This window comes from Prosthecomicrobium sp. N25 (assembly GCF_037203705.1).
Taxonomy (GTDB): domain Bacteria; phylum Pseudomonadota; class Alphaproteobacteria; order Rhizobiales; family Ancalomicrobiaceae; genus Prosthecodimorpha.
Genome location: NZ_JBBCAT010000001.1, coordinates 682,595 through 694,672 on the forward strand (window position 1 = coordinate 682,595; position 12,078 = coordinate 694,672).

At 70.3% G+C, this 12,078-nt stretch carries 13 protein-coding genes; 5 read left to right on the forward strand and 8 right to left on the reverse strand.

The window, feature by feature from the left end; translation table 11 throughout:
* Positions 1-14 precede the first annotated feature (14 nt).
* The 7 genes from ptsN to WBG79_RS03190 form a co-directional block, all read right to left on the reverse strand.
* Positions 15-479: a PTS IIA-like nitrogen regulatory protein PtsN gene (gene ptsN / locus WBG79_RS03160; RefSeq protein WP_337355656.1), complete on the reverse strand. Its 465-nt coding sequence runs from the start codon at positions 477-479 to the stop codon at positions 15-17.
* A gap of 164 nt (positions 480-643) precedes the next feature.
* The gene (gene hpf / locus WBG79_RS03165; RefSeq protein ID WP_337355657.1) at positions 644-1,222 is read right to left on the reverse strand and encodes a ribosome hibernation-promoting factor, HPF/YfiA family; all 579 of its coding nucleotides are present in this window, start codon (positions 1,220-1,222) and stop codon (positions 644-646) included.
* Between the two features lie 192 nt (positions 1,223-1,414).
* Positions 1,415-2,989, reverse strand: coding sequence for an RNA polymerase factor sigma-54 (gene rpoN / locus WBG79_RS03170; protein WP_337355658.1), 1,575 nt, complete (start codon positions 2,987-2,989; stop codon positions 1,415-1,417).
* A 103-nt stretch (positions 2,990-3,092) separates the two neighbouring features.
* Positions 3,093-3,887 (reverse strand): LPS export ABC transporter ATP-binding protein, encoded by a 795-nt coding sequence (gene lptB, locus WBG79_RS03175; RefSeq protein ID WP_337355659.1) that lies wholly within the window; start codon positions 3,885-3,887, stop codon positions 3,093-3,095.
* Positions 3,888-3,955: 68 nt separating this feature from the next.
* Positions 3,956-4,504, reverse strand: coding sequence for an LptA/OstA family protein (locus WBG79_RS03180; protein WP_337355660.1), 549 nt, complete (start codon positions 4,502-4,504; stop codon positions 3,956-3,958).
* Complete coding sequence (lptC, locus tag WBG79_RS03185; protein WP_337355661.1) at positions 4,501-5,103, reverse strand: LPS export ABC transporter periplasmic protein LptC; 603 nt, start codon at positions 5,101-5,103, stop codon at positions 4,501-4,503. The genes WBG79_RS03180 and lptC overlap by 4 nt, the downstream gene beginning before the upstream one ends.
* 201 nt (positions 5,104-5,304) lie before the next feature.
* Positions 5,305-5,919, reverse strand: coding sequence for a ribonuclease D (locus tag WBG79_RS03190; RefSeq protein WP_337355662.1), 615 nt, complete (start codon positions 5,917-5,919; stop codon positions 5,305-5,307).
* A 173-nt stretch (positions 5,920-6,092) separates the two neighbouring features.
* Between WBG79_RS03190 and WBG79_RS03195 the strand changes: the two genes are divergently transcribed.
* The 4 genes from WBG79_RS03195 (at position 6,093) to glf (ending at position 9,416) form a co-directional block, all read left to right on the forward strand.
* Complete coding sequence (locus tag WBG79_RS03195; RefSeq protein WP_337355663.1) at positions 6,093-6,452, forward strand: response regulator; 360 nt, start codon at positions 6,093-6,095, stop codon at positions 6,450-6,452.
* 127 nt (positions 6,453-6,579) lie between these two features.
* Positions 6,580-6,771 (forward strand): hypothetical protein, encoded by a 192-nt coding sequence (locus tag WBG79_RS03200; RefSeq protein ID WP_337355664.1) that lies wholly within the window; start codon positions 6,580-6,582, stop codon positions 6,769-6,771.
* Positions 6,772-7,183: 412 nt separating this feature from the next.
* The gene (locus tag WBG79_RS03205; protein ID WP_337355665.1) at positions 7,184-8,266 is read left to right on the forward strand and encodes a glycosyltransferase; all 1,083 of its coding nucleotides are present in this window, start codon (positions 7,184-7,186) and stop codon (positions 8,264-8,266) included.
* Positions 8,259-9,416 (forward strand): UDP-galactopyranose mutase, encoded by a 1,158-nt coding sequence (gene glf, locus WBG79_RS03210; protein ID WP_337355666.1) that lies wholly within the window; start codon positions 8,259-8,261, stop codon positions 9,414-9,416. Before WBG79_RS03205 ends, glf begins: the two co-directional genes overlap by 8 nt.
* Positions 9,417-9,464: 48 nt before the next feature.
* Here glf and WBG79_RS03215 read toward each other — a convergent pair whose 3' ends face one another.
* Positions 9,465-10,367, reverse strand: a complete 903-nt coding sequence (locus WBG79_RS03215; RefSeq protein WP_337355667.1) for a LysR family transcriptional regulator — start codon at positions 10,365-10,367, stop codon at positions 9,465-9,467.
* Positions 10,368-10,465: 98 nt separating this feature from the next.
* Between WBG79_RS03215 and WBG79_RS03220 the strand changes: the two genes are divergently transcribed.
* Positions 10,466-12,067 carry an NADH-quinone oxidoreductase subunit L gene (locus WBG79_RS03220; RefSeq protein ID WP_337355668.1) on the forward strand — a complete coding sequence of 534 codons (1,602 nt, stop codon included), beginning with the start codon at positions 10,466-10,468 and terminating at the stop codon, positions 12,065-12,067.
* The last annotated feature ends 11 nt before the right edge of the window (positions 12,068-12,078 follow it).

A 12,078-nucleotide genomic window follows, 5' to 3' on the forward strand; every position in this document is an offset into this window, starting at 1 on the left:
CGGCGCGCGGCCGCTCACGCCGCGTGCGAGGCGAGGGGCTGGGTCAGTACCGAATAGAGGGCCGCCGGGTCGCTGGCGGCCCTGAGCTTGGCCACGATGGCCGGATCGCGCAGCACGCGGGCGACGCGCGCGAGCGCCTTGAGGTGGTCGGCGCCGGCACCTTCCGGCGCGAGCAGCACGAAGATCAGGTCGACCGGCTGGTCGTCGAGCGCCTCGAAGTCGACCGGTCGATCCAGCTTCGCGAACAGCCCCACCAGCGCCGGCAGTCGCTCCAGCCTCCCGTGCGGGATGGCGATCCCGCGCCCCACCCCCGTGGAGCCCAGCCGCTCCCGCTGCAGGAGGGTGTCGAAGACGGCCCGTTCCGGGAGCCCCGTCACAATCGCCGCACGCGCCGCGATCTCCTGGAAAGCCTGCTTCTTGGATACCGCCTTGAGGCCGGTCATGACGGCCGGAAGGCTGAGGAGATCGCTGAGATCCATGGGAACGTCCGAAAGGGATGCGGGGTCCCCGCGGGCCCGCAAAAGGCCGCTCGCGAGGGACGGTTCCCCGGTCCGCCCGGGACCGGACGCGCGATCGGATCGCGCGCAGGCTGTGTCGACTACGGATCTCTACGAATCCACACTGCCTAATTTTTCGCCCTGCTTCAAGATGAGCTTCCGGGCAGCGTCGGGTCGATCCAGCCTATGTTTCCATCACGCCGGCGATAGACGACGTTCAGGTTGCCGCTGCCGGCATTGAGGAACACCACGAAAGGGGCCTGGCTCAGGTCGAGGTCCATGACCGCGCTGCCGACCGTCATGGTCTTCAGCGTCTTGGTCGCTTCGGCGATGACCACGGGATTGAAGTCGGCCGGAACCTCCTCCTCCTCGCCCGGCGCCTCCACCACCCGGTAGGCGCTCTCGACGGTCTCCGCCCTCGCGTTGCCGTTGTGGTAGTCGCGGAGCTTGCGCTTGTAGCGCCGGAGCTGCTTCTCGACCCGATCTGTCGCCTGGTCTACGCTCGGATAGGGATCCTGCGACTTGCCCTCGGCCTGGATGGTGATCCCGGTGCCGAGGTGGAGAGCGCATTCGGTCCGGAACCCGCCGCCGTCCTTCTCCACGGTGACGTGGCCGTTCCAGGCGCCGTTGAAGTACTTGTCCAGCGTCTCGGAGACCCGGGTGACGACGTGCGTGCGCAGGGCCTCGCCGATGTCGACGTTCTTGCCGGAAACCCTCAGGGACATCGTGACCTCCAGGGCGGGACCTCTCGGCCGCGCCTCGCTTCAGGGACCGGCCGCTCGCGACCGTCTCGCCGGCGCCCGCCGGACGGGGGCGATCTAAGGACCGGGGCTTGCGAAGTCAACCGCTCGCCGATCGGCATGTTAGCGGTTCGCAAGCGCCGCGGCGACCGCTTCGAGACGATTCCGCAGACCATCTTACCCGCCGAGCGCCTGCTTCTCCCGCCGCCGCTGCACCGAGGAGGGAATGTTCAGGGCCTCCCGGTACTTCGCCACCGTCCGCCGGGCGATGTCGATGCCGGCGTCCTTGAGTTGCTTGACGATCGTGTCGTCCGACAGAACGTCGTCTGCCCGCTCCGCGTCGATCATCTCCTTGATCCGATAGCGTACGGATTCCGACGAATGGGCTTCCCCGCCTTCCGACGAGGCGATCGAGGACGTGAAGAAGTACTTGAACTCGAAGATCCCGCGGGTGGTCGCCATGTACTTGTTCGACGTGACCCGGCTGACGGTCGACTCGTGCATCCCGATGGCGTCCGCGATCATCCTGAGGTTGAGCGGCCTCAGGTGCTGGACGCCGTAGGCCAGGAACGCATCCTGCTGCCGGACGATCTCGGAGGCGACCTTCAGGATGGTCTTCGCCCGCTGGTCGAGGCTCTTCACCAGCCAGTTGGCGCTCTGCAGGCAGTCCGCCAGATAGGCCTTGTCCTTATCGCCCTTCGCCACCTTGGTGACGGTCGCGTAGTAGGTCTGGTTGACCAGCACCTTCGGAAGCGTCTCGGTGTTGAGCTCGACGAGCCAGCCTCCGTCCGGCGCAGGCCGCACCAGCACGTCCGGCACCACCGGCTGCACGACGCCGCCCCCGAAGGCGTTGCCCGGCTTGGGGTTCAGCGCCTTGACCTCTGCCACCATGTCGGCGAGGTCCTCGTCGTCGCAACCGCAGATCCGGCGCAACGCCGCGAAGTCCCGGCGCGCCAGGAGCTCCAGGTTCTCGATCAGCCTCGCCATGCAGGGGTCGTAGCGGTCGCGCTCCTTCAGCTGCAGGGCGAGGCATTCCTTGAGGTCGCGCGCACACACCCCGGCGGGGTCGAAGCGCTGGAGCACGTCCAGCACCTCCTGGACCATCGCGACCGGGCAGCCGAGCTTCTCGGCGACGCTCTCCAGGTCGGTGCGCAGGTAGCCGCTCTCGTCCACGGCGTCGATGAGGTACTGCCCGACGAGCCGCCGTGCCGGGTCCGCCACCGCCAGCGCGAGCTGCTCGGAGAGATGGTCGGCAAGCGACGTCTCCGCCGCCACGAAGGCTTCGAGATTGTAGTCGTCGTCGGCGCCCCCGCCGCGCGAGCCGCCCGACTGCCACGAATCGCCGGCGAGCAGTCCGGCGTCGAGCTGCCGCTCGGCGGGCTCGTCCGGGAAGTCGTTGCTGAGGTCCGTGTCGAGCTTGTCCGTCATGGCGGAGGCGGCCTCGAAGCCGGGCTCCCCGACATCCGGCCCCTCCGCCGCCGGCGCTCCGCCCTCCGCGTCGAACTCCGCGGTGTCCGCAGCCGGCGCGGGACGGTCGGCTCCCTCGGCCGGCTCGCGGTCGGGCGAATCCCGGTCGCCCGCGCGCCGCTCCTCGTCGTCACGCTCGAGCAGCGGATTGCGCTCCAGTTCGCCTTCCACATAGGCGACGAGGTCGAGATTGCCGAGCTGAAGCAGCTTGATCGCCTGCATGAGCTGCGGCGTCATCACCAGCGACTGGCTTTGCTTCAGTTCCAGCTTTGGGGAAAGCGCCATCGCGTCTCGCGGAATCCCGATCTCGTGATCCGAGCCCGTTCCTGAACGGGGCGGATTGGTCCGAAAATTGCCTGTCCCCTGTTACCGTAGCTGGCGACGGTGTTCAAAGACTAAATTGTTCGCCGAGATAGAGGCGCCGGACATCGGGATTTTCCACGATCTCAAGCGGGCGACCTTCCGTCAGCACCGACCCGGCCGCGATGATATAGGCCCTGTCGATGAGCCCCAGCGTCTCGCGCACGTTGTGGTCGGTGATCAGGACGCCGATGCCACGCCGCGTCAGGTGGCGGACGAGCGTCTGGATCTCCCCGACCGCGATCGGGTCGACGCCCGCGAAGGGCTCGTCGAGCAGCATGAAGGAGGGCCGGCTCGCCAGCGCCCGGGCGATCTCGCAGCGCCGGCGCTCGCCGCCCGAGAGCGCGATCGACGGCGACCGCCTGAGATGCTCGATGCGGAACTCGTCCAGGAGCAGGTCGAGTTCCTCCGCCCGCCGGCGCCGGTCCGGCTCGACCATCTCCAGCACCGCCAGGATGTTCTCCTCGACCGTCAGTCCGCGGAAGATCGAGGCCTCCTGCGGCAGGTAGCCGATGCCGAGCCTCGCGCGCCGGTACATGGGCAGGTTCGTCACGTCGTAGCCGTCGAGCTGGATCGTGCCGCGGTCCGGCCGGATTAGCCCCGTGATCATGTAGAAGACGGTGGTCTTGCCGGCGCCGTTGGGTCCGAGCAGGCCGACCGCCTCGCCCCGGTGCACCTCCAGGCCGACGTCGAGCACCACCCGCCGCCGCTTGTAGCTCTTGGCGATGCCGGAGACCACGAGCCCTTCCCCCGCAGCCCCGGGACCGTCCTCGGGGGCCTGCGCTCCGGACGGATGCGCGGAAGCGGTTCGCGGAGAATGCAAGGGCGGCTCCGGTGCGGCTCGATGGGCGTCTTAGGCCGCCGCGGCGCGGCTGTCGAGCCCGCTGCCGCTCAAGGTTTGCCCTGTGTCGGCTCGATGACGATCTGCACTCGTCCCTTGCCCGGTGCGCCGCTGTCGAGGCGGTACTGGCCGCTCTTCAGGTCGATGGTCAGCTTCTCGCCCTTCGCGACGTTCTTGCCCTGCGTCAGTACCACGCCTCCGGTCAGCAGCGCCTGGTCGGCCCGCATGTCGAACCAGCCGCTGTCGCCCGCCACCGACTGGTCGCCCTGGGAGATCGACACCCGTCCCTCCGCCTCGAAGCGCCGGATCCGCTGGCTGGTGGTCGGCGACCCCTCGGCCGCCTTGCCTTCGTAGAAGACCCTGAGCCGTGCGGTGCGCAGCACCGTGTCCTTCTGGCGCACCTGAACGTTGCCGGAGAAGAGCGCGAAGGCCTCCCGGTCCCGGACCTCCAGGCTGTCGGCCTCGATCTGGATCGGGTCGCGCGTGTTGGAGCCGAAGCCCTTGAAGGCATCCGACATGGAGGCCTGCGCAGCGGCGTGGCCGGTGGCCGCCAGGCACAGGGCGGCGGCGAGGAGGAGCGGGCGAAACGATGGTGTCATGGCGTTTTCGGGGCGCTCCCGGTCGGCGGATCGGCGGCCGCGGCCGTGTCGGCGCGGCCTTCGAAGGTCATGCGGACGCCGCCGCTGAAGAGATAGCTGCGGCCCTGGTCGGCGACTTCGAGACGGCCCGCCTCGATGAGGCCCGCCGGGCCCTCGATGCGGATCGCGCTCTCGCTCGCCATGCGACCGCCGCGCAGGTCGAAGTCGGCCGCCGTCGTCGAGATCCGGTATCCTGTGGAGGTCGTGACCGCCACGCCCTCGTCGAGCCGCAGCCGTTCCGCCGAGCCGTCGTAGAGGCCGCTGCGCGCCTCCACCTTGGCCCACTGCTTGTCGGCGAGCTCGACGCGTCCGTCGAGCCGCTCCAGGCGGACCTTCTTGGGATCGTCGAGGCTCTGCACGGCCCGCGCCGCCGTCACTTCGTAGGCCCGCTCGCCCGAACGGCCGGAAAGCCGCGGCTCCACCATGGTCAGGCCGTCCTTCGAGAAGAGCACGGTCGGCAGCTTCAGTCCGGGCACTTGCGCGCCGAGCCAGGCCCGCCCGGCGAGCGCCCCGGCAGCCAGGACCGCCACGACCGGCAGCGCGACCTTGAGCGAGCGCACGACGACGCTGTGCCGCCGCGCCGAAGCCTGGGCGGCCCGGCGCGTCTCGGCTGCGCTGCGCGGCCGCCGGCCGGCGCTTGTGCTCGTCTCGATCCCGGTCGTCGCCTTCTCCTCCGATCTCGCCGCCGTTCGGCCTGTCCGCCGGACCCTCCGTGCCGGAGGATCGTGGAGCCAGTGGGGCGGCCGTGCGGGCCGGCCCCGTCAGGAATGGTCGAAGATGTCCGCCTCGTGCCAGCCGATCAGGTCGAGCCGAGCCTTGGTGGGCAGGAAATCGAAGCAGGCCTGGGCGATCTCCGTCCGTCCCTCGCGAGCCAGCAAAGAATCCAGCCGGTTCTTCAGCTGGTGCAGGTGCAGGACGTCCGACGCCGCATAGGCGAGCTGCGCCTCGGTCAGATCCTCCGCGCCCCAGTCCGAGCTCTGCTGCTGCTTGGACAGCTCGACCCCGATCAGGTCCCGGGTCAGGTCCTTGAGGCCGTGCCGGTCCGTGTAGGTGCGCACGAGCTTCGAGGCCACCTTCGTGCAGTAGACCGGCCCTGGCATGAAGCCGAAGGTGTGGTAGAGCACGGCGAGGTCGAAGCGCGCGTAGTGGAAGATCTTCAGGACGGACGCGTCGGCGAGCAGCGCCTCCAGGTTGGGTGCGCGCGTCTGGCCGAGGCGGATCTTGACCACATCCGCGCTGCCGTCGCCGGGGGAGAGCTGGACCACGCAGAGCCGGTCCCTGTAGGGGTTGAGCCCCATCGTTTCGGTGTCGATCGCGACGCTGCCGCGATAGAGGGACAGGCTCGGCAGGTCGCCGACGTGGTATCGTATGGTCATGGATTGGTCGGCCCGATCCCGAGGTCTCCGGACCGCGCGAGGTCCGGCGGACCGTGAGTAGCACGGCGCGGGCGGGCAGGCCAACCGTCCGGCCCCGAGCGGAACCTCGGCAGGTGCCCGGGCGTTCCTAACGGGTTCCGGCCGGGCTAGGCCAAAGATGCGAACGGAGACCGATGTCAGTTCCTTCCCGTGACAAGAGCGTCCTCGTGCTCGAGGACGAACCGATCGTCGCCATGCTGGTCGAGGACATGCTGAACGAGCTCGGCTACGAGAACGTCCTCTCGGTGGGCGATTCCGCGAGCGCGCTGGCGACGGCCGCCGACAACGACCTCGCCTTCGCGATCCTCGACGTCAACATCGCCGGGGCGCGCAGCTTCACGGTGGCGGACGAACTCACCCGGCGCGGCATCCCCTTCGTGTTCGCCACCGGCTACGGCCGCGGCTCCATCGAGGGCGACCACGGCAACGTGCCGACCCTGCAGAAGCCCTTCCTGCTGTCCGACCTCGAGACCATCATCGGCAAGCTCGCCTGATGCTGCGCCGGTCGGGCGATCGGCGCGTCCCCCTCCTCGTCCCCGTCCCGTGAACGAACCGCGCCCTCGCGGCGTTCGGAGGAGGCCGCCCCGATGCGCGGCGCGGCCGGATCCCGAGGAGGACGTCATGTACGCATTCATCGCCGGCGTGGTCTGCGCCGTCGCCCTGGCGGTCGGCGCCGGCTTCGTGGTCGACGGGACGTGGCAGCGCCGCGTCGACCAGCAGTTCTCGTCCAAGGAGAGCGCCCGCGTGTCCGACGAGGGGCCGGACACCAATCTCGTCGGCCGCGACTGGAAATCCCGCGGCGACCCGCGCTAGAGGCGCCGCCCGGCGAGCGGCGCCGTCGAAGAGCCTGCCCCCTCGCAGTCCCGGCCATCGCGGCCCGGACCCTGCCGTGGTCCTGGCGCCGGCGCCACCGCGTCGCGATCCGCTCGGAACTGCTTCCGTGTCGTCCTGCAAGGGGTCCGAACCTCCGCTCCGCGCGGCCGAAGCAGCGTGATGGTTGCGGAGTACCCTTGTGTACATCCGAAGAGAGCTTCGAACAAAGTTCTACGCTGCAGGGTTAGTCCCCGGGCTTCGAGGAATCGCGCCCATCAGGTCGGACGGCGAGAGGGGCGAGATGCGCGCGATTGCTTCGTTGGGTGGCATGTCGGGTCGAGACCACCAGGATATTCTGATCTGCTTTTCGCATCTTCGATGGAACTTCGTCTACCAGAGGCCGCAGCACCTGATGACACGGGCCGGTAGCCGCTATGAGGTCGTGTTCATCGAGGAACCCTTCTACGCGGACGTGCCCGACTCCTTCCTGGAGTCGACTTGCGAGGGCAAGGTCAACGTCCTGGTGCCGATGCTGCCGGAACGCCTCTATGGCGCCGACCCTGCCCCGACGCTCCGCCATCTGCTCGATGGCTGGCTGGCGCCGCGCCGGGCCGGCCGGACTCTGCTCTACTGGTATTACACCCCGGCGGCGCTCGCCTTCAGCGACCCGGAGGACGCCGACGCGGTCGTGTACGACAACATGGACGAGCTCAGCCAATTCAAGGGCGCCGACCCCGCACTGGTCGCCCTCGAGGACGAGCTCATCGCCAAGGCCGACCTCGTCTTCACGGGCGGACAGAGCCTCTACGACGCGAAGCGGCACCGGCACCCCTCGATCCACCTCTTCCCCTCCAGCATCGACCGGGACCACTTCGGCCGCGCGCTCGCCGGTCCGCCCGAGCCGGCGGACCTCGCCGGCCTTCCCCGGCCGCGCCTCGGCTTTTTCGGCGTCATCGACGAGCGGCTCGACCTGGATCTTCTGTCCGGCCTGGCCCTGGCGCGTCCGGACTGGACCTTCGTGATGATCGGCCCGGTCGTGAAGATCTCCGAGGCCGACCTGCCGGCCGCGCCCAACATCCGCTGGCTCGGCGCCCGGCCCTATGCCGACCTGCCCGCCTACCTGGGCCACATCGACGTCGGCATCATGCCCTTCGCGCTCAACGCCGCGACCGAGTTCATCAGCCCCACCAAGACCCCGGAGTTCCTGGCTGCCGGCCTTCCGGTCGTCTCCACGCCGATCCGCGACGTGGTCCGCCCCTATGGCGAGAAGGGGCTGGTCCGCATCGCCGGCGACCTCGCCGCCTTCACGGCCGAATGCGAGACGGCCGCCCGGACGCGGGACCCCGCCTGGCAGGAGGCCGTCCGGCGCCATCTGGCCGTGATGTCCTGGGACCGCACCTGGCGCGCCATGCAGGCGCTGATCGACGGCCTGCGCCGGACCGAGCCGGCGCGGGCCGAAGTCCGCCCCGGCCGGACGGGCGCCCACTATGTTTGACTGGCTCGTCGTCGGGGCGGGGTTCGCCGGCAGCGTCCTGGCCGAGCGCCTGGCCCGCGGACGGGGCGAGCGCGTCCTGGTGGTGGACAAGCGTTCCCATGTCGGCGGCAACGCCTATGACCGCCATGACGAGGCCGGCGTCCTGATCCACCAGTACGGCCCGCACATCTTCCACACCAACTCCGAGGCGATCTTCCGGTACCTGTCGAACTTCACTGACTGGCGCCCCTACGAGCACCGCGTTTTGGCCTCCGTCCGCGGCCGGCAGGTCCCCATCCCGATCAACCTGGACACCATCAACGCGCTCTACGGGCTCCACCTGACGCCGGACGAGCTGGAGGCCTGGTTCGCCGCGCGCGCCGAGCCTGTCGCCGAGATCCGCACCTCCGAGGACGTGGTCGTCTCCCGCGTCGGCCGCGAACTCTACGAGACCTTCTTCCGCGGCTACACGCGCAAGCAATGGGGCATCGACCCCGCCGATCTCGACAAGTCCGTGACCTCCCGCGTCCCGGTCCGCACCGATCGGGACCCGCGCTACTTCACGGACAGATTCCAGGCCATGCCGCTCCACGGCTACACCCGCATGTTCGAGGCGATGCTGTCGCACCCGAACATCCACCTGATGCTGAAGACGAGCTTCGAGCGGGCCGTTTCGGAGGTGAAGTTCAAGCGCCTGATCTTCACCGGCCCGATCGACGAGTATTTCGGCCACCGCTTCGGCCGGCTGCCCTACCGGTCCCTGGCCTTCGAGCACCTCACGCTGGACCGGGAGCGGTACCAGGACGTGGCCGTCGTCAACTATCCCGGTGACGAGCCCTACACCCGCATCACCGAGTACAAGCACCTGACCGGCCAGGTCCACCCGAAGACCAGCATCACCCGCGAGATCCCGCAGGCCGACGGCGACCCCTACTATCCGGTGCCGCGCGCCGAGAACCAGGAGCTCTACCGCCGCTACGAACGGCTCGCCGCCGCCGTCCGCAATGTCTGGTTCGTCGGCCGGCTGGCGACCTATCGCTACTACAACATGGACCAGGTCGTCGGCCAGGCGCTCGCCACCTACCGGCGGATCCAGGACACCGTCCCGGCCAAGGGGGCGCCGCGCCAGGCCCCCGCGAAGTCGGACGCGCTCGTGCCGGCGGCCGAGTGATCCCTCGCCCGCCGGGCGGGGTGCGGGACCGGCGGCCGGTCCGGACGCTCAGGGGGCGCCCCGGAAGGGCGTCCGGTCGAAGGCCTCCAGCACCTCCGCCACCAGAGAGTTCGGGAAGCGCCGGGACTGGACGACGGCGAAGAATCGCTCGGTCAGGTCCCGGACCCGGTAGCGCTCGACGAGCAGCCCGGCCTCCAGCTCGTCCCGGACCACGATGGCGGGGACCAGCGTTAGGGCATCGGTCTCGCGGGCGATCAGCCGGAGCATCGCCATGTCGTCGACCTCGGCGACGATGACCGGACGGATGCCGGCGAGCTCGAGGATGCGGTCGAAGCCGGCGCGGATCTCGCTCGCCAGGCTCGGCAGCACGACCGGCGTGCCGGCGAGATCCTCGGGGAAGCGGAGCGGCGCGGCGGACGCGGCCGGCCGCCCCACCAGGCTGACCGCCTGCTCGGCCAGGAGATGGCTGTGCAAGTCCGAATGCGCGTCCCGGCGCACGGCGGCGTTGGCCAGGACCACGTCGAGCATATGGGCCTCCAGATCGATCAGCAATTCGCGCAGGGATCCGGACCGGAGCACCAGCTCGGTGTCGGCGCGCCCGGCCAGCGGCCGCAGGAACTGCATCTGGAAGTTCCGCGACAGTGTCGGCAGGGCCCCGACCCTGAGGACGCGGCGGCGTGACGCAGGGCGCCCGCCCAGCGTGTCGAGCAGTTCCGCCCCCGCCGCGAAGACCGTGTCGGCGTAGTCGAGCGCGATCCGTCCCGCCTCCGTGAGCACGAGGCGCTTGCCTTGCCGCTCGAAGAGCGCGTGCCCGAGGCTCTCCTCCAGCTTCGCGAGCTGCACGGACAGCGCGGATTGGCTGAGGTTCAGCCGTTCGGCCGCGCGCGTCAGGCCGCCCTCGTGCGCGATCGTCCAGAACAGGCGCAGGTGATGGAAATTCAGGTGGCGCATCCGATCCATATACCAGAACGAACGTTTCCTTCCAATCTTTGTATTTTATCGATGCGTGCCCCGCAGCTAGGGTCCCGGCGCTTCACAGGAGGCCCCGCATGACCACCCCGCTCGTCTGGCTCGCCGCCCTCGGTCCCCTTCTCCTCGCCGGCTTCGGCCTCTGGCCTTCGTCCGCACCGGACCGCGCCACGCGCGACGCCGCACGATGGGCCTTCGCGGCGGCCGCCGCCACGCTCGGGCTCGCGGTCGCGGCTGCCCTGGCTGTCGCGGTCGTTGGCCCGATCTCGACCGGAACCCTCGGGGCGGGCGGCCTCGGGGTTTCGATCGCCCTCGATGCGGTCAGCGCCACGGTCTTCCTGCTGATCGCCCTGGTCGGCACCGTGGTGGTCCGCTACACGGCGAACTACCTCGATGGCGACCCCGGCCAGGGCCGCTTCCTGCGGTGGCTCACCCTGACGCTGGCCGCCGTCGTCGCCCTGGTCCTGGCCGGCAACCTGGTCCAGCTCATCCTCGCCTGGGTGGCGACCTCGCTCGCCCTAGACCGGCTGCTCCTCTTCTATCCGGAACGGCCCGCCGCCGTCCTGGCCGCGCGCAAGCACGCCCTGGCGAGCCGGCTCGCCGACCTCTGCCTGCTTGCCGCCGCCGTCCTCCTCTACGCCCGCTTCGGCACGCTCGACCTCGCCGCGATCTCGGCGGCGGCGCGCGACATGGCCGGAAGCGGAACCCCGACAAGCATCCACGCCGCGGCCTTCCTCCTGGTCGCCGCCGCGCTCCTGAAGTCGGCTCAGCTGCCCGTCCACGGCTGGCTGACGCAGGTCATGGAGACGCCGACCCCCGTCTCGGCGCTGCTGCATGCCGGCGTGATCAATGCGGGAGGCTATCTCCTGCTGCGCTTCGCCGATCTCCTGTCGCTCTCCGGCGCGAGCCTCGCGGCGCTGGCGGCCATCGGCGCCGTCACGGCCCTCGCCGCCTCGGTGGTCATGCTGACCCAGACCTCCGTCAAGCTGGCGCTCGCCTGGTCCACCATCGCCCAGATGGGCTTCATGATGCTGCAGATCGGGCTCGGTGCCTTCTCGTCGGCGCTGCTCCACCTGGTCGCCCACGCGCTCTACAAGGCCCACGCCTTCCTGTCCTCGGGCAGCGTCATCGACCTCGCCCGCGCCGCCTGGACCCCCGCCGACGCGCCGCCGGCGCGGCCCGGCCGGGTGGTCATGGCGGCCGGGCTGATGTTGGCGGGCGCGGCCGTGGTCGCCCTGGCGTCCGGGGCCGGCCGGGAGCCCGGCCTGGCGGCCCTCGGCGCCGTGATGGCGCTCGGCCTCCTGCCGCTGGCGCTCCGCGCCGCGGCCCGCCGCACCCCCGCGGCCGTGGCGGCCCGGGCGGCGGGTCTCGCGGTCGGCGTGTCGGTCGCCTACTTCGCCCTGCAGGCCGTGGCGGCGCACCTGACCGCCGGCGTCCTGCCGCCGCTCCAGCCGGCGGACGGCCCCGCCGCCTACCTGCTTCCCGCCCTCGTGGTCGCCGCCTTCGGGGCCGTCGCCGTGCTCCAGGCCCTCGTCCCGGGCCGCCTGGACGACCCGCGCTGGGTCGCCCTGCACGCCCACGCCCATGCCGGCTTTTACCTCGACACGGTCGCCAACCGGATGGCCATCCGGTTCTGGCCCGCCCCCGCTCCGCGCCCGCTCGGCGCCGCCCACCAGTCCTGACAGGAGACGTC

What these genes read in the sequence shown, in the direction of transcription:
- ptsN (WP_337355656.1), bottom strand. Translation starts at nt 479, where the DNA reads ATGGATCTCAGCGATCTCCTCAGCCTTCCGGCCGTCATGACCGGCCTC.
- rpoN (WP_337355658.1), bottom strand. Translation starts at nt 2,989, where the DNA reads ATGGCGCTTTCCCCAAAGCTGGAACTGAAGCAAAGCCAGTCGCTGGTG.
- WBG79_RS03220 (WP_337355668.1), top strand. Translation starts at nt 10,466, where the DNA reads ATGACCACCCCGCTCGTCTGGCTCGCCGCCCTCGGTCCCCTTCTCCTC.
- WBG79_RS03215 (WP_337355667.1), bottom strand. Translation starts at nt 10,367, where the DNA reads ATGCGCCACCTGAATTTCCATCACCTGCGCCTGTTCTGGACGATCGCG.
- WBG79_RS03190 (WP_337355662.1), bottom strand. Translation starts at nt 5,919, where the DNA reads ATGACCATACGATACCACGTCGGCGACCTGCCGAGCCTGTCCCTCTAT.
- glf (WP_337355666.1), top strand. Translation starts at nt 8,259, where the DNA reads ATGTTTGACTGGCTCGTCGTCGGGGCGGGGTTCGCCGGCAGCGTCCTG.
- WBG79_RS03195 (WP_337355663.1), top strand. Translation starts at nt 6,093, where the DNA reads ATGTCAGTTCCTTCCCGTGACAAGAGCGTCCTCGTGCTCGAGGACGAA.
- WBG79_RS03205 (WP_337355665.1), top strand. Translation starts at nt 7,184, where the DNA reads ATGACACGGGCCGGTAGCCGCTATGAGGTCGTGTTCATCGAGGAACCC.
- hpf (WP_337355657.1), bottom strand. Translation starts at nt 1,222, where the DNA reads ATGTCCCTGAGGGTTTCCGGCAAGAACGTCGACATCGGCGAGGCCCTG.
- WBG79_RS03180 (WP_337355660.1), bottom strand. Translation starts at nt 4,504, where the DNA reads ATGACACCATCGTTTCGCCCGCTCCTCCTCGCCGCCGCCCTGTGCCTG.
- WBG79_RS03200 (WP_337355664.1), top strand. Translation starts at nt 6,580, where the DNA reads ATGTACGCATTCATCGCCGGCGTGGTCTGCGCCGTCGCCCTGGCGGTC.